This is a genomic window from Candidatus Gullanella endobia (genome assembly GCF_900048035.1).
GTDB lineage: Bacteria > Pseudomonadota > Gammaproteobacteria > Enterobacterales > Enterobacteriaceae > Gullanella > Gullanella endobia.
In genome coordinates, this window is record NZ_LN999832.1 from 133,845 (window position 1) to 153,343 (window position 19,499).

Consider the following 19,499-nt stretch of genomic DNA (forward strand, 5'->3'; position numbering starts at 1 on the left):
ACAGATCTAAATACTATTAATCAGATAATTTTACTTTATTTTTGTCAGTCAGTCTTTTAAACAAAATCTACTTAATCTTATTTAATACAATCTAATAACTATTTTACATATGAGGTAATTATTAGATTAATTTATACTATTTAATTTTAAAATTTTATGCTGTATGTATTTTTAGTATTGCCTTGATTTTTCTAGTGAAAAACTACTTATCATCTATATTTCAGATATTAATTACTTTAGTATGTTTGCTATGTAATAATATACATTTCTTTTTAATCTAATATTAATAAAGAATTTAATATTTTCTTAAAAATTAAGAGTTAATGTTATCCATAATTCCTAATGGTTTTGTATCTATTACACAAAAATAAATTAATTTTATCTATTAAATTATCTCTAGTTTACATCTTCATAAGATAACCAAGATCCTCTAATGTCGGATGGCTGGCAGAAATACGTGCTAATTCATCGCAACGTTCGTTTTCTGGGTGACCTGAATGACCTTTTACCCAATTCCAATGAAGTCTATGAGGCTGAATAGCTATGTCTAATCGTTTCCATAAATCTATGTTTTTTAAAGGTTTATTATCTATAGTTTTCCAACCCTGCTTTTTCCAATTGTGTATCCATTCAGTAATTCCTTGTCGAACATACTGACTATCAGTACTTATAACCAATTCACAAGAATCTGTTAAAGCTTCTAATGCTACAATCGCCGCTATTAGTTCCATCCGATTATTAGTAGTTAGATAATAACCTAAACTAAAGATTTTTTCATGATGTTTATAACGTAGTATAGTACCATAGCCGCCAGGACCGGGATTACCTAAACATGAACCATCAGTAAAAATTGCAACCTGTTTTTCCATCTCTGGTAAATTTTCTCCATATCAAAAAGATAAAAAATCCGATATAAATAAATATTATGAGTACTGATATTATACGACAAATTGTTTTAGATACAGAAACTACAGGAATAAACAAATCAGGTGCCCACTATGAAGGACACCGGATTATCGAAATCGGTGCAGTAGAAATTATCAATCGCCGCTTAACAGGTCGATATTTTCATGTTTATTTAAAACCAAACAGACAAATTGATCTCGAAGCATTTAATGTGCATGGCATTAAAGATGATTTTTTGACAGATAAGCCGACATTTTCCGAAATAGCTGATGAATTTCTACATTTTATCTGTGGCGGAGAATTGATTATTCATAATGCTCCATTTGATATTGGTTTTATAGATTACGAATTTAGCATGTTAAACCGTAACATCGAAAAGATAAACACTTTTTGTAAAGTAACGGATAGTTTACTTCTGGCACGAAAAATATTTCCGGGTAAACGTAATAGCCTAGACGCATTATGCGATCGATACTTGATCGACAATAGCAAACGTAACCATCATGGCGCATTACTTGATGCTGAAATTCTAGCAGATGTTTTTCTGTTGATGACTGGTGGTCAGACTGCAATAAATTTTTCAATAGAAAATGAACAAGAGCAACATAGCATAGGCGAAATTGTAAAAATTAGACGGGTGAAGCGCGATAAAAAAATGATTAAAGTCCTCTTTGCTAGCAAAGAGGAAGTGATAGACCATGAGCAGTATTTAGATTTTCTTCAAAAGAACGGTGGTATCTGTATATGGCGATCGGAAAAATCTAAATAAAGAAAATAAATTATTCTCTTATAGCGAAATAAATATAGGATATTGAATTTTATTGAAAATAATTTCCGGATAAATAAAATCATTTTTATAAATGACATTAATGTTAGTATTTGTTTAATTTTTAAAATAAAAACAGAGTTGAAGTAATTTAATTAATTAAACAATCAACTCTTTTATTTATAGTTTTATTTTATTAAAAAGAAAATAGATTAGGTAGAGAATTTCTATTATATTAAGTAATTATTCAAATAATACTAACATTCTAATATTATTTCTATGATTAATTTTTTTAGATTAATACATCATAAAGATAAACATTGTTTAGGATAGTATATATAAAGTAGTATTATATATTTGATCATATAGTTTTATTGTCCCTTTCTATTAGAAATAGATTAGTTATTGCTAATATAAAATACATTTTTTATTAAAACCTTCTGGTTTTGTTTGTATAGTATATAGAAAAGTTTGTTATAAAATATTTGATAAAATCGAACAAGTAACTTATTAGTCTTAATGAGATATAGATAAAATTCGATTTCCTTTTAAAAATTAATGTTAGTAAAGAGATTTCCTTATATTTAATTACACAAAAAATTGAAACCACTATCCATAGATATTTCTTTTTTTATAGTCTATGAATATTTCTAATAATTAGACTGAATCTGTGGTTAATTAATATTGTTAATATTATTGTTACATTAACAATATTAACATAATTTTATATATTTTGCTTATTTTTTATCTCACCAAGATTTAATTAGATCTCTTAGTAAAAATGAAACTGTGCATAGATATTTTATAATATTATACATATTTATATATGCCTATATTCTATTAGATAAAAATTTTCGATAACCTAGTATCACTAGTTTGAGTAATTATCAAACATATAAATCTAATCATAAATTTTCATTATATCTAAATAATATAACTTTATAAGCATTATTATAGTACTTATGCTTCATTTTATACATAAAATATAAATAAATCTTATGACTATTAATCACGAGTTTGTCATAATTAATAAAAAATTGAGTTGTTAATAATCTAATATTAAATTTATTGTTATATCGAATCTTTAAAAAATCGAACTTATTTATATCTCTGAAAATTATACGATCACATATGATAATTAATTATTATATGTGATCGTAAACTAGTGTATATCAATAATTGATACTATAAATAATTTTATTAAAGAACATTTTTTAGAAGAATAAATAGGAGATATTAATAGTACAGCTATATCACTCAATTGACTAAAAATATTTTATTTTTATAACATCACTAATTATCTGTATGTTAGTATCATTTAATACTAAACATTATTTTTTTGACCTATAAAGCAATAGATGAACACCTACTACGTAAAATTAAATAATGATATTTTCCGATTAATAAAATGTGCTTATTCTTTCATTTCTATCATTAATAATAAAAAGTTTATTTTCTATGAGTAGCAATTGGAAATAATCTATTTTTAAAAGCGATATACATTAATTTTTACGCTTACACCGTCTAGATTAATCTGTAAATGTATTTTGATTATATTTTTAATAAATTAAAACTCAGTCAAGATACTAGCTTTTATATTTTTATATTAGTAAGTATTAAATAGTCTAGATTTTTATTATTAGTTAATAGATAACTTGACATAGCTTTTATTTTAATTATATTAATAAGGATAATCTATCTAGAACTATAGCAACGCAGATTTATTTTTTCACTTCTATCCGGTCATACATAAGATCTGATTAATAAAAAGAACAGAAAATATGACGGCTAAAAATATATATTTGATGTACTAGAGATATTCTAATTAATAGAATTTAAAACTAACCTTTTAATAGTATTATTAATACTAATCTAAGTAGTTCTTCTATTAAAATATATTAAGAAATAATAAATAATTATTATCCATTAATTTATCACTACTATATAGAAAGTTCTAAAGTTCTATTTTATTAACGAAGATTAACTTCTAACTAAAAATAATTTAAACTGCTAATAAAAATAAGCTTATAATACGACATTAATAAATAAATATCCCTTTATAAAATTTTAAAAAGTTTTAATAATATAAATTATTATATAAATTTAATAAAAAGTAAATAAATCAAAAGAGAATTAATTAATTATTCTATTTCGAAAATAGAATAATTAATTTTTTATAAATACTTACTTATTTTATGCATATAAAATAAAATAATGAATAACTTATATACTCTAAAAATAGAGATAGATAATACATCTATAAAATAATTATCTAATGATATAGCTTAGTTTTAAGTTTTTATTTTTATTTATTTTACACTATTTTATCAGAATAAAAATTAATCTTATTTTAAAGATAAAACTCTAATTTAATTAAAACTATTAAAGGTAAATACTGTAACTATAATAGTAGATATTATCATGAATAGCAATCAGTCTCTTCAGACTGGCATATATCGATTATCTTTTTACTGCTAACTAATATTATTAAAATAGCTAATAAAGTAATTTTCTATCAATCTAAGGTATCTTGAATTAAAAATTAAATTTTAATTTGAGGATTATTATATAATTAGTATTAGTTAATTAACTACTGCAATAGTAATATTTAAACATAAGTTCAGTTAAAACTATGAGAACATCAATGATGTTATAATTTATAAATTTGAGTCTGTTCTTAGCTACTGTTATAGTTTAATTTATATTAAAAATTGATTTTCTTAAATGAATAATAACAAAAGAAAAATTATTTTCTTATTAATTTCTATATTAATTAGTATACAAAAAGATAAAAATTATTAAAATTTTCTAAAAGTTAACAATAAGTAAAATATTCCCGATGCTAATTTTAAAGATATAACAGAAATGTATTATTGCATTACTTTTTAATTGATTTTTTATTTTTTATTTGCTTATTTTAAAGTTTTAAAGGAAAATTCTAAGTATTCTGTTTCGAATAAAAAACTTTTATTAGTTAGATAACAGACTTTCTCTAGAATATCTCTTAATTCTAATTAGCATAGTAAGAATTCTCTATTAGATATTCATAATATTACCATCTGTTCTTTCGTTCTGTAACTAAAATTAGTGATATAGTCATTCTGCATAGCAGAAAAATAATCTACTATCAATCTAATGGTGCTATAGAAAAAATAATATAGAAAGATATTGAAAATAGTGACCTGCTAATCAGCATACATGTATACCTCAAATATTTTTATGATATTTTATCATGTGTTGATTAATTCAATTTTCTATTTAATTACTATGTCAATATTCTAGTTAATATTCTAATTTTAATAAACGACACTAAACTATAAAAACTGCTCTACGAACAGTCTAGTATTCTGGTTAGAATTATTATTAACTTTTATATATCTTAACTAATCTCATCGAGACTACTTGATGACTATCTAATTCAATCTACATATAGAAAAACGCTTAATACGAAAAAAAAACAAAAGAAAGAACAAATAGCTCAGTAAAAAGCGAAAAATATTAATAAAATTAAAATTGAATTAATATCACTTAAAAATAAATATATTATCTTTTATGATATGCCTTCACGTATACCTATTGACTTTTTATAGATTATACATAATATGTGTACTGTTAATATTTGAGTTTTGATTATCTGTGCCGGTATAGCTCAGCTGGTAGAGCAGCGCATTCGTAATGCGAAGGTCATGGGTTCGATTCCTATTATCGGCAACATTAAAGCAATGCAATATTGAAAATAAAATATTTTGCGATATTTTATTTTTTCTCATCTAATCAGCATTACTATTATAAACTATAAAACCGTTCGAATATGTACTTTTAACATTATTAACTAGTGCTATAGTTAATGGTAGACTCCCTAATCCTAATAGCTTTCAAATAAAACGATGCTAAATAGCAATACATATAATATACAATTTTCTATCATCGATAGAAAAATTTTTTATTAATTAATAATACATACGAATACAGACTTATTTAAGAATCTGAATTAATTTTTATTTTTTGTTCGTATCTTTGAGTTTTTTATCTAAAACATAAATTTGATATTCTCCTTAACACTGCCGTTATTTGATATTTTACATTGACTAAAAGAATTTATATCAGTTTTTGCTTTTTAATAATTTGCTTTAAGCGAAAAATATCTATACATATATAGTAATATACTGAATACAATAGCAGATTTTTTCTACTATCAGTAAATGTACTGGCAATAAACAATAATGACTCAACAAGAAATTAATGAGAAATTCATGAATTATACTAGTAACAATAAAAATTAATTCATATTAGCAATAAAATAATAATTGATCAATTCTACTTATTGAAAAATTAATATTTATTTTAATCTATTTAAATATCTTATAAAGATATAAATAATATATTTGATCTTCTAAAATAAAAATAGAAACTTCAATCTACTGTTGAAAATAAATAATAACAAACTAAATATTACTAATAATATTTAGTTAATAATATTATTTTTTAATGCTAAAAATATAAATATATTACTATATTGTAGACTATGATATTCCCTTATTTAATCATTTTTATAATTTTAAATAAAAACAAATCAGTCATAAAGCAATTTTATTGTTCTTGAACTGCTTGATAAAAAATATCTATTATTTAGTATAAATTAATAATAATTAGTTCTACAAAATCAATAATATTACATATAGTTCTTAGAATATATCCTAAATATAAATAAAAAATGAAAGATATATTAATAAATAAATTCTTAGAATATTGTTTAGTAAAATATAAATATATATTAAATAAGCTGGAATTTTATTTTTTTAGCGAAATAAAAAGCATATTCTAATAGAATATATTATATTAACTAATAATAACAGAACAAATAGAATTTAAAGATTAGTAAAATTAGTAAAGAATTTATATTATATTTCATATAATTAAAAATTTTTCTAAATATAATAGAATAATATAAAAGAACAGAAGATATCACTAGCAATTAACTAATATATGCTTAATCTTAAACTAACTAAAATACTTTATTTTTATCATAATAAGATCATATATTTTATTAATTAGTATATCTAAATTATCAGTAATCTTAACTGTATTTTTAAAGAAAAAATAAAATAAAATATTAGTAAACATATTATTCAATATAATAAATATTAATTACTCCTATGAGGTTTACATTAATATGGATTTTTCTATGTAATATTTATCATATAGCCATACGTAACTGCTATAAATTAGTAACTGAAACTTAATGACGAGTAATCTTGTGTATGTCATTAAAACATAGAAGATTTATAATGAATGTTATAAACAAGATAATTTATTAAAAATTGTTTCTAAATGGATACTTTAAATACTTATAATAAAGTCCCATATTTTGTTTTATGTTTAGATATTAAATTAAGCATATTATAAAATATGCGTTTTTAAAGTTACATAAGCAACATTTCTATAAATGTGCTAAAAATAAAATAAGATATACTTAAATTTAGTAATATTTAACTATAAATTAAAATAAAATAAAATTTATAGTTAAATATTACTAGTTGTAACTTTTTATGAAAACGTTTTCATATATTTTCTTACGAGGTATAAAAGCAATTTTATTACTATTATTAAAATAGTAATAAAATATTTATCGTTAGATAATGCTATTAATAGCTTATTTAATAAAGCATAAAATGCTAAACCCTTTATTACTTTATGCTATATTAAAATATGACATATCTTATATCGTATATATTATTGCTTTATTTATTATTCTTAAAATGATAATCTAACAAAATTCAATTACATTATTATATAATAATTACTACAGTTAGATAAAAGTAATTTTTTTAATTTTCTTAATTAATAGATCGATTATACGCTTAAAAATTAATTATTATATTATTTAATACCTATTATGTTATTTAATATAAAACAACATAATAGATATTCCTAAATCTGAGAAGCAAAAAGTAGTTTTTTAAAAAAAAACGAGAATAACATTCTAAATTAGATGAGAAAAGATAATATATATTTATACGGATATTACCTATTGCGATAAAATAACTTTTATCTAAAAAATAATAATTTTTATTAATTAATCTTATTTTTATTATTTAATAATAACAAAAGATAGAATATTATATTATAATATATCATATTATTACTTAATATTATTTTATTACTGTCATTAATTATCAATAATTTTTCTATTAATTAAGACAATTGAGTTTTTATTAAATATACTTAGTACGGTTAGTACATTACTTTAGATAGTTTTAATATACTTTAATACTTGATAAAATAGTTTAAAAAAATAATCAAAAGTGATCAAATATTAATTATTATATAAATTTATATATTTTATCCATTATTTTAATTCGATAAGATTATTGAAGTAATTTCAAGCCTAATAATAATTTTAGCTATTATAAAATATAATATAATGCATACACATGCTACTATTACATTATAAACTACTTTATTTTTTACGAAAAGTTCTTTACTCTTTAGTACACGATATAGTATCAAAATAGCATTATTAACAAGATAAATGAAAGATAATGAAAGATAAAGTGAATAAATCTTATTTAAATATGTAATACCTTGTATCGACTACTAAAATATATACCTATTGTTCTTTATTTACAAAAATATTTTCATTGAGTTTATAAATTTGTTATTTATATTAAATAACGCAATAAAGCTTAGATATTTAGCTCTGTCTTGATCTCACTAACTTAGCTATTGCAATAAATAAGCTCAATAACGATCAAGAAAAAACATTTATTCTATACCTTTATTTGTCTATACAAACATTAAACTGTTTATTTTTTCAGATAAGTGAATATATTTTTCCTAGTGTAATATACATCATATTGATAGTTTATTTCAGTCAGTTTTTCATTAATTAATTTTTTAAAAAATACATAATTTACAACTGATACCATATCTATTTCTATACTATCTTTAATTATATAAATTAGTTATGTTTTATCACTATAAGCGGCCTAATACTCAGAATTAGATTGTTATGAGTACTGGTAAAATTTACTTAATTCGGATTATTTATAAAATCAATCAACATATGACATCGATTAACAGTAGCATAGGATATTATTACTAACAATTTATGATCAACATGTGTAATCGTTTTTAATATAATCGCTAATGGAAAATGTTTCTCTAGAAAGTTAAAAAATAGAAAAATCTAATTTAATTTTTATTAAATTAATGATCGTAAAATCATCAAGGGATTAGAGAAGATCGTGTTGTATAATCACTATTTAATGTGTTTTATATTTATATTTTCTAAATAAAGAACATTATTATATTCTTTATTATAATTGCACTATAACTTAATCAGATTCGTTGGAAACACTATTTAGTTATTCATCTGAGAGTATACATTTCATTAATTTATAATATTTATCTTATACTGTAGACAACGATATAAGAACGAATCCTATATAGAATCTTAATCTTTCTATAAAATATAACAGGTAGAAGATAATAGATAGATTTAGGTAGGTAGATTTAGGGTAAATTAAGTATTTCTTAATGCTTATTCAAGAGTTAACTGCGCTATTATACTATGAATTATGGTGATATATGACAGAAAATTTGTCAAATAATGATTATAGTATTATAAATATCATAATCATTATTCAAAATATTAGTTATCTTTTTTTTCTTTTAATTTTTAACTAAAATAAACTAAGATAAAAGACGATATTATTTTAATAATCATTAATGTAACATTTATATAATTACTATTTAAACCCGTTACAAAATATTCAAAAAAATAAAATTTTATTTATTGAAAATAAATCTATAACCTATAAATAATCTGATTTCAAATCAGATTCAATTAAAAAATATTTTTAATATGATCATCTAAGATAATTTTAGATCATTTATCATTTCAATAAAGTTATTTTATTATAGTATGACCTATTTTAATTTATTATCATCCATATTATTTCTTAAAAACTAATAATAACTAAATATTATGCTATTAAAACAAAATATTTAGTTATTAAAGCAATAGGTAATAATCATTTCTCCCTACCTAAAAAATGTAATATTACATATTATATCAGGTACGATCTTTTATTTTAAAATAGAGTAAAGTAGAAAAATAAAAAAGAGCAATAGTAAACTATTTTGGTATCTTCTTATAAAAATCTTTCTTCACTATAGTATATAAGATACCTATAGCTTTATTATCTACTTCACTCCATCAACTAAGGAATGGAAATGAAACTAAAAATCTAATGATATTTTTTGAGATCAGCGTCTATATAGATATATAATAAGATAATTTAATAATATTTATATCTTATATTAAGGAATATTAATATAATAAAAATTAATTATAGTATAACTTATAATTAAAAATATATTTGTAATTACATTTGTTTAAATAAAAAAGTTAATTTCTTAATTATATAAGAACATATTATAGATTTAGATTTTTATCTAAAAATTATTTTTTAATAAAATATGCTTCGTGATTAATATCAATAATTTTTAATTATTATTCCATTAAATGGATATTTAATATAATTAATTAATACAATACAGATAAGCAAAAATCATTCTTTTTAAGAGAAGTAATAAAGTTTGCTATCATTTGATCTTTTCATAGTAAAAGATATAGTTCTATAGTATATTACTTTTTAGGCTAAAAACTTTTCATGCACGTTACTAATTTTTCATTTGAATTACCCGATACCTTAATTGCTTGCTATCCTCAAGAAAAACGTAGCGCCTGTCGCTTGTTATCGCTAGATGGTCCAACGGGAGCCATATCACATAAAATTTTTACTGATTTGCTAGAAAAACTGGAACCAGGAGATTTGGTAGTGTTCAATAACACTCTGGTAATTCCAGCACGATTATTCGGTAAAAAAATTAGCGGGGGTAAAATTGAAGTCCTTATAGAAAAAATATTAGATGATAAACGGGTACTTGCGCACGTTCGCGCTTCTAAAGCACCGAAGCTTGATACTACAATTCTTTTAGGTGATAATAACAATATTATTACTACGGTAGTAGCTTATCACGATTCACTTTTTGAGTTGTTTTTTAACGATACTCGCGATGTCATAACACTACTCAATGATGTTGGTCATATCCCCTTGCCAAAATATATTAATAGGCTTGATAATGCTATAGATCGTAATCTATACCAGACGGTCTATGGTAATCGATATGGTGCAGTGGCAGCGCCTACTGCTGGTTTACACTTCGATAAACCATTGTTAGCAGCACTACATGATAAAGGTATTAAAATAGCATTTATTACTCTTCATATAGGAGCTGGTACCTTTCAACCAGTTCGGGTAAACGAGATCGAACAACATCAAATGCATTCTGAATATACTGAAGTAACGCAAGAAGTAGTTGATGCAATACTAGCATGCAAAGCGCGTGGTAATCGGGTTGTTGCTGTTGGTACAACTTCCGTCCGTTCGCTTGAGAGCGCTGCCGTTACAGAAAATAATAAAGTAATAGCGCCATTTTCCGGAAATACGCGTATTTTTATTTATCCTGGCTATCAATTTCGAATTATTGATATTCTGATAACTAATTTTCATCTCCCAAAATCTACACTAATTATGCTGGTATCTGCATTCGCTGGCTATCGACATACTTTAGCAGCTTATCGGGAAGCAGTAGATAAAGCATATCGTTTTTTCAGTTACGGAGATGCAATGTTTATTACTCGTAATCCCGCTGCTTCAAAAGAGAAAATATGAGTTTTTATCTTCTAAATCTGAACTTCACATTTATATCTCTATTGAACCTAATTATTTATACATTATTAATAATAAAGAGCATTTATTGAAAACGCTTATAATAAATATACTGCTATAATTAGCTTTTTATACTAACTTGCATAGCTGATAAAAAATACGCTTTTATTAAGTATCTGATCGTTTCTTTAATTATTGAAGGATATATGGAATTTCAATTATTGAAAACTGATGGACAAGCTCGTCGTGGTAGGCTAATTTTTAATCGTGGTGTGGTGGAAACACCAGCTTTTATGCCGCTTGGCACATACGGCAGTGTTAAGGGAATAACACCTGAAGAAGCAAAAGATAATGGAGCAGAAATTATTCTAAGTAATACATTTCATCTATGGCTTCGACCTGGAAAGGCTGTAATAAAACTACATGGCGATTTACATGATTTTATGCAATGGCATGGTCCAATACTGACTGATTCAGGTGGTTTCCAGATATTTAGTCTAAGCAATATTCGAAAAGTTACTGAAAAAGGTGTTTATTTTCGTAGTCCAATTAATGGTGATACAATTTTTTTAAGCCCAGAAAAATCTATGGAAATCCAATACGATCTAGGCTCTGATATTGTGATGATTTTTGATGAATGTACCCCTTATCCATCTGACTGGTATTATGCAAAACAATCAATGGAAATGTCGCTTCGCTGGGCAGTGCGTAGTCGTCATCGATTTGACGAGCTAGGTAATCCCAATTCGCTATTTGGAATTATTCAGGGTAGTATTTATGAAGATTTACGAGATATATCTCTAAAAAGAGTTGTAGAGATTGGATTTGATGGTTATGCTATTGGTGGATTAGCAGTAGGAGAGCCAAAATCTGATATATACCGAATCCTATTACATCTCTGTCAGAAAATGCCAGCTAATAAACCACGCTATTTGATGGGGATTGGTAAACCCGAAGATTTAATAGAAAGTGTAAGCTACGGTATCGATATGTTTGATTGTGCTATACCGACTCGTAATGCGCGAAATGGTCATCTGTTTGTTACCAATGGCGTTATAAAGATTCGCAATGCTCAATATAAAGACGATATCAACCCATTAGATGACAAATGTGATTGTTATACCTGTCGTACTTATAGCCGTGCATACTTGCATCATCTTGATCGTTGCAACGAAATATTAGGCTCACGTCTGAATACTATTCATAATTTGCGTTATTATCAGCGTTTAATGGCAAATTTACGCCAAGCTATCTATGATAATAGATTAGATCACTATATAAGTGAATTTTATCGCCAAACAACAGGTAAACCATTTTCTACCTTTAGGTATAAAATCATACAATAATGAGGAATTTAAATGAATTTTTTCGTTTTTGACGCTATTGCTAATAGCAATACTCCATTACAATCTACTTCTTATTCTTTAGTAGTAATGCTGTTTTTTTTTAGTTTGATCTTTTATTTTATGATCCTGCGTCCACAGAAAAAACGCGATAAAGCACATAAAGAGCTGATAAGCTCCATTTCTAAAGAAGATGAAGTTATGACGACAGGTGGATTAATTGGTCGCGTAGTCAAAGTCATGGACACCGGTTATATTTCCATCGCATTAAATGATACTAATGTAGTAGTCATTAAGCGTGACTTTATAACCACTATCTTACCAAAAGGTACAATGAAAAAACTGTAATAGTTAATTCTTTTTTTTTGAAAAGAATCTATCATGTTAAATAATTAATTTTTATGGAGGTATATTATATTACTACTAATTACTAGTAGTCTTTAATTTGTTTTATTCGTTACTAGATATCTTTTCTGAAAACTTAGCCATATAGATCACTGATACACAGTGTAGCGAGATTAGCAAATTAATATTGATCCGAATCTATAATATGTTATAACAAAATATATGCTTAATAAACGATATTAAAATAATCAATTCTTTATTTTTAAAAGAGCTTGGTTTTTCCGGAATATGTTATTTATAATTAGTATTATATAATTTTTTGAAGTAGTGGAACTAATGATCTTTTTGTAATTTAAAACAGTGATATACGCGGATCCTTAAAAATTATTAAATCTTAGCTAAACACTACTGGTGATCAAGAAATCTTAAATAAGATGATCTATTTGTCATGGTTTTTATGATATTCGAAATTTTAGAAAAATTATACAACTATATGATCAGACGAAATTATTTAGAAATATCTTATAAATTATACTAAAGTTTATTATAAAACTTTTTAATCTGATGTGGCTAAGTGATTTTAAAATAACACTTAACTCCAACATTAATTCAATCATTATTTACAATAAATATGTTGTATATATGTATTTTTATCTGTATACAGATTTGTTACATGATTTATAATTAAACTTTCAGTATTTCTTTATAATTTTACTTTTATGTGGTATTATTAAACTTAATAAGTTTTTATTAACAAAAATTTATTAAAGTATTTAGTACTATATTACCGAAAATAACGGTATTCTTTTCATTAATATCACAATAATAATTAATCGTTTTTGTTTTAAAAATTAGGTACTATCAATTGTTATTAGAGGTATATCTAATCTCTTTAACTTCAGAAGAGTTTTTAGTAGTTAGTGTAATCTATTATCAATAACGCCAACTATATAATTTAATGACTTTTCATTAAAAGTATGAAATAGCTCTGTTCTATTTGATATGCTTTGCTCTAAATAATTTAATGTTACCTTTATAACTAAGGTCATTTCTACTACTGGCTAACAAAGGCAAAAACTTATTTGCATCTTAATTTTATATAGATAATGACACGATTGAGTTATTATTAAATTGATAAGTTATTGATTAAATTGTGAAGCTTTCCTCTGTGCTATTTTACAACCAGATAATTTCTGAGTTAAATTAATTCTATATTAAATATAGAAACTTTTTAGAATAGATACTGTTTATTTTTTCTATTGAAAAGATCGAAATGCATTAACGTTAAGTAATTTTTGATTAACAATCTTATGGTGATCATTAAATCTTTGTTTATATCTAAAAAGATAATGATCTTATTGAATTAACTTACATAGCAATAAATTATTATGTTATAATTTATTTTTATTAAAAAATTTATCTTCTGCTATTTTTAAGGATAACTATGAATGTTATTGAAGGTATTGTTTTAACCTCTGATGCGCGCATTGCAATTGCAATTTCGCGCTTTAACCATTTTGTTAATAACAGCTTACTTGATGGCGCAATTGATATCCTGAAACGCATAGGTCAGGTCAAAGATAAAGATATTACTGTAGTTTGGGTTCCTGGGGCTTATGAATTACCATTAGCAGCAAAAGTATTAGCCGATAGCAAAAAGTATGATGCTATAATAGCGTTAGGAACAATTATCCGTGGTGATACTTCACATTTTGAATTCGTTGCTGATCAGTGTAGTTCTGGTTTGTCAACTGTTGCAACTCGTGCTTCTCTTCCGGTAGCATTTGGAGTACTAACCACTGAAAATATTGAACAAGCTATCGAGCGTGCTGGTATAAAAGTTGGAAATAAAGGCGCAGAAGCTGCGCTGACCGCACTAGAAATGATTAACATTCTGAAAGCAATTAAAGAATAACTAAAAAGGAATATTGTGAAATCAGCTTCTCGTCATCGAGCTCGTGAATACGCTACTCAAGCGCTTTACTCGTGGCAATTGTCACATAATGATGTTGCTGATATCGAAGCTCAGTTTCTAGCGGAACAAGAAGATATATCAGATGTAGATATCGCTTATTTCCACGAGCTGTATACTAGTGTAATAAAGAATGTTCATGAACTAGATAAATTGATGTTGCCTTACCTTCTATCACGTCAATTAGAAGAACTTGGCAGTGTTGAACGCGCTGTATTACGCATTGCGTTGTTTGAACTAAGCAAACGCCAAGATATACCTTATAAGGTTACTATTAATGAAGCTATCAAACTAGCTAAAACCTTTGGTGCAGAAGAGAGCTATAAATTCATTAATGCTGTACTGGATAAGGTAGCTTCTCAGATTCGCTTCAATAGAAAATAGTAGAATACAATTGAAGTAATTATTTAAATTATAACATACATATTATGTATTAATGTAGCCTTTAATCTTTAATAAGGCATATCCATCGGATATTTAATATTCGTTTAAAGTAATAGCAGAATTAGAGATAATTTTACGCTATTGCTAGTAGCTAATGAAAATGGATTACTGTCAGTATAGAGCATAGTTACACTAATGGTAAACATGCACTTTAAAGCATAAAGTACTAGCATAAAATTAAGTGCTTTAGATTCTATCTAAAGGTAATAGCATAAAATCTGATTTTTGTGAAAACATTTTTCTTTTTAAGAACTAGATACTAGTTTTAGTTATAGTTTATTTTAATTAGTTAAATTATCACAATATATAGTTTATTAAGAATAATAATACTATCTAAAATCTATTGTTAAACTAATATTGGTTATTTTAAATATCGTTAACTAGCTTTGTTATAACTTGATAGAGTATTTATATCGATAAATATAATCAATATTATTGGAATATTAAAAACTAATATAGTTGGTTTGATTATAAATTTTCAGATTTATATAGCAGGTGATGTTATTCTCTGGCAAAATATACTTATTTAAGAGGATAATATTGCATGACGATAGATATATTAGCAGACGCTAAACGGTTAATTAAACTCTCTAATCCTTGGCATTTTTTAGCTACAGGTTTTGGTATCGGGATGTTTCCCTACATGCCTGGTACTATAGGTTCATTAGTAGCAATTCCTATTTGGTTCTTATTACTAGCGCTGCCATGTCAGTTTTATTTTCTAACAATTATTTTCAGTTTTTTTATCGGTATTTATTTTTGTCATAAGACAGAATTGGATATAGGTATCCACGATCACGGTTGTATTGTTTGGGACGAGTTTATTGGAATGTGGATTACTCTGATGGTATTACCAGAAAATAATTGGTGCTTGGTGTTAATTGGCTTCTTTCTATTTCGATTATTTGATACTTGGAAACCCTGGCCGATTCGCTGGTTCGACCATAAAGTATATGGCGGTATTGGAATCATTATAGATGATATAATAGCGGGGAGTATTGCTTCAAGTGTTCTGTACTGGATTAGATGTTACTAATCAGTATTTTAATATAAAATAATCACAGTGAATTTAACTATATACTAATATTATTATTTATTACCTTCATATAAGAAATAAGTTGATATTTATCTCATAATAAAAACATACTTCTTATGATGATAAGAACCTTATCATGTAGTGTATTAGATTGCTTCTAGTTCAATAATTTTGTTTTTGAAATATGATTAAATCGCTCTATCAATTATAATTAATATAAGATATCAAAAATATATACTATTATAAAAAGCTGTTAAAACACTTATTTCAATATAATTTATATATATAAAATATGATGGATTATAGTTATTATACTTTTCTATTCAGAAATATATAGAGTGTTTATCTTCATTTCGATTATTTAGTATTTTTGATAAATTTACTTGATATGATCCGTGAAGTAATTTTTTCTAGATCTGTATTAATTAGTTATACTATAGGAGGATTTAAAGATAAGACAATAATTTTAGGTCAGATATAGCTAATATGTTTTATGTTCTTATTCGTTCTAAATTAAATTTAATTAATCCCGTATACGCATATACAATCTATGATCATGTAGATAGATATTATATTAAAGAACAAACAGATTTATAATCATACATCTTAGAATAAATTTTAACAAATGGCTAATTAGACTTTTACTGTATTACGAAAAACTATAAGATTTTCTTTCATAAGAATATAACGTTTAATTTCTCGCTCGTTGGTTTTAAAAAATCTGTGCAATCTATGCTAAACTATATTATGATAACTTCGTTTCAATAAATAGTTTTTTCATAATTTAACTAATAACTTCTTTTTTTTGATTTTTCTGCTGTTATCGTAATAAATCTCAGTAGTATCAAAAAAAGATTAATGTAGTTTATTATAGATAGTTAAGTACGATATTAATCGTACTGACTTAAAATAAAAGATACTTTACTTTCGCTTTATGTTATTGATCTAGCCAATCCTTTATTTTTTTCTGTATTCCTATGCTATCAAGACCAAGATGTGCGCGAACTTCTTCTTGGCTACCTTGCGGAATAAAATAATCTGGTAGTCCTATATTTAATACTGGTATCTGTAATCTCTGACGCATTACATACTCGTTTACGCCGCTGCCTGCACCGCCTAAAATGGCATTTTCTTCAACTGTCACTAACGCTTGATGAGTATTAGATAGATCATGTATTAGTACACTATCGAGTGGCTTAACGAAACGCATATCTACTAAAGTTGCATTGAGTACTTTCGCTACATGTTCAGCTTGTGGTAGTAATGTACCAAAATTAAGAATTGCTACGTCGACACCTTGACGACGTACTACTCCTTTACCTAAAGGTAATTTATATAAATTACTGAGTATAGCGCCGGTACCGCTACCACGTGGGTAGCGTACTGCACTTGGCCCAGACTGATAGTGATAACCTGTATTTAACATTAAACGGCATTCATTTTCATCGCTAGGTGTCATGATAACCATATTAGGAATACAACGTAAGTAGGAAAGATCAAACGCACCTTGGTGACTCTGTCCATCTGCACCAACAATACCGCCGCGATCAATTGCAAATAATACTGGTAAGTTTTGCATAGCAATGTCATGGATAACCTGGTCATAAGCGCGTTGTAAAAATGTAGAATAAATAGCTACAATGGGATTATAACCACCAATAGCTAGTCCGGCAGCAAAGGTAATAGCATGCTGTTCAGCGATAGCTACATCAAAATATTGGCGCGGATATTGATGTGAAAACGTTACCATACCAGAGCTTTCTCGCATGGCAGGAGTAATCGCCATTAATTTAGTATCCTCTGCAGCAGTGGAGCATAACCAATCACCAAAAATAGAAGAATAAGTGGGATATCTATCGTCGCTTTTTGGTAGCTTTCCTATATGGGGATCAAATTTTGGTACTGAATGCCAACTAATAGGATCTTTTTCAGCAGGTGCATAGCCATAACCTTTTTTTGTTATGAGATGTAATAGCTTCGGACCTTTTTTATGCTTCATGTTTTTCAAAATCTGTACTAATCGTTGGACATCATGACCATCCAGTGGCCCGATATAATTAAATCCTAATCCTTCAAACAATGCGTTTGGCATTACTATATTTTTAATTTTCTCTTCAGTACGATTTGCTAGCTTTTTAAATAGCAGAATATCGGATAATTCTTTTTTCCTGTCTTCGTAAATAGTTAAGTAGGATTTTTTTAAAGAAAAAATTTTCGCTAAATGGTTATTCAATGCGCCAACATTTTTTGAAATAGACATTGTATTATCATTTAGAATTACTAGTAAATCAGGTTTGATATCACCAGCATGATTTATAGCTTCGAAAGCTATACCAGCAGTGATAGCGCCATCACCAATAATACAAACTGTGCGACGATCCAATCCTTCATATTCAGATGCAACCGCCATACCGAGACCAGCACTTATAGAAGTAGAAGAATGACCTACCGAGAGATGATCATATTCACTTTCACCACGCCAAGGAAATGGATTTAAACCGTTAAATTTACGAATAGTACTAATACTATCTCGTCTCCCGGTTAATATTTTATGGGGATAAGCCTGATGGCCGACATCCCAGATTAATTGATCAAACGGTGTGTTGTACACATAATGCAGAGCTACCGTTATTTCTACTGTACCTAAGCCTGAAGCAAAATGTCCGCTTGAATAACTAACACTATCAATTAGAAATTGCCGTAATTCATTACATAGTAACACTAAGTCATCTTTAGGCAATTGACGTAATTTTATAGGATTTTTGACTAAGCTCAGTATTGGATATTTCTTTATATTAAAACTCATAACGTACTCATATTTGAAGTATAAAATAATATCATTTATTTTTTATATATTTTTACATAAAATAATATAGCAAGTTATAGCTACTAGTGTAGTACATTATAACTAAGTACTTTGATATACTTTCGTAATATATTCATAATA

9 protein-coding genes and 1 tRNA gene are annotated in these 19,499 nt (G+C 25.7%); 8 read left to right on the forward strand and 2 right to left on the reverse strand.

Annotated features, from left to right (window positions below; translation table 11 throughout):
• Positions 1-401 precede the first annotated feature (401 nt).
• Positions 402-869 (reverse strand): ribonuclease HI, encoded by a 468-nt coding sequence (gene rnhA / locus FVIR_RS00365; RefSeq protein WP_067497481.1) that lies wholly within the window; start codon positions 867-869, stop codon positions 402-404.
• 56 nt (positions 870-925) lie between these two features.
• Between rnhA and dnaQ the strand changes: the two genes are divergently transcribed.
• From dnaQ to pgpA, 8 genes are all read left to right on the forward strand, one after another.
• Positions 926-1,675 (forward strand): DNA polymerase III subunit epsilon, encoded by a 750-nt coding sequence (gene dnaQ, locus FVIR_RS00370; RefSeq protein WP_067497484.1) that lies wholly within the window; start codon positions 926-928, stop codon positions 1,673-1,675.
• Between the two features lie 3,635 nt (positions 1,676-5,310).
• Positions 5,311-5,383, forward strand: a tRNA-Thr gene (locus tag FVIR_RS00375).
• 4,967 nt (positions 5,384-10,350) lie between these two features.
• On the forward strand, positions 10,351-11,415 hold the full coding sequence (queA, locus tag FVIR_RS00380) for a tRNA preQ1(34) S-adenosylmethionine ribosyltransferase-isomerase QueA (protein WP_067497487.1): 1,065 nt from the start codon (positions 10,351-10,353) through the stop codon (positions 11,413-11,415).
• A 203-nt stretch (positions 11,416-11,618) separates the two neighbouring features.
• Positions 11,619-12,758 carry a tRNA guanosine(34) transglycosylase Tgt gene (tgt, locus tag FVIR_RS00385; protein ID WP_067497490.1) on the forward strand — a complete coding sequence of 380 codons (1,140 nt, stop codon included), beginning with the start codon at positions 11,619-11,621 and terminating at the stop codon, positions 12,756-12,758.
• A gap of 12 nt (positions 12,759-12,770) precedes the next feature.
• Positions 12,771-13,103, forward strand: coding sequence for a preprotein translocase subunit YajC (gene yajC / locus FVIR_RS00390; RefSeq protein ID WP_067497494.1), 333 nt, complete (start codon positions 12,771-12,773; stop codon positions 13,101-13,103).
• Between the two features lie 1,441 nt (positions 13,104-14,544).
• On the forward strand, positions 14,545-15,015 hold the full coding sequence (gene ribH / locus FVIR_RS00395) for a 6,7-dimethyl-8-ribityllumazine synthase (protein ID WP_067497497.1): 471 nt from the start codon (positions 14,545-14,547) through the stop codon (positions 15,013-15,015).
• Between the two features lie 15 nt (positions 15,016-15,030).
• Positions 15,031-15,456: a transcription antitermination factor NusB gene (gene nusB, locus FVIR_RS00400; protein WP_067497500.1), complete on the forward strand. Its 426-nt coding sequence runs from the start codon at positions 15,031-15,033 to the stop codon at positions 15,454-15,456.
• Positions 15,457-16,060: 604 nt separating this feature from the next.
• Positions 16,061-16,552 (forward strand): phosphatidylglycerophosphatase A, encoded by a 492-nt coding sequence (pgpA, locus tag FVIR_RS00405; protein WP_067497503.1) that lies wholly within the window; start codon positions 16,061-16,063, stop codon positions 16,550-16,552.
• A gap of 937 nt (positions 16,553-17,489) precedes the next feature.
• Here pgpA and dxs read toward each other — a convergent pair.
• Positions 17,490-19,358 (reverse strand): 1-deoxy-D-xylulose-5-phosphate synthase, encoded by a 1,869-nt coding sequence (gene dxs / locus FVIR_RS00410; protein WP_067497506.1) that lies wholly within the window; start codon positions 19,356-19,358, stop codon positions 17,490-17,492.
• Between the last annotated feature and the right edge of the window lie 141 nt (positions 19,359-19,499).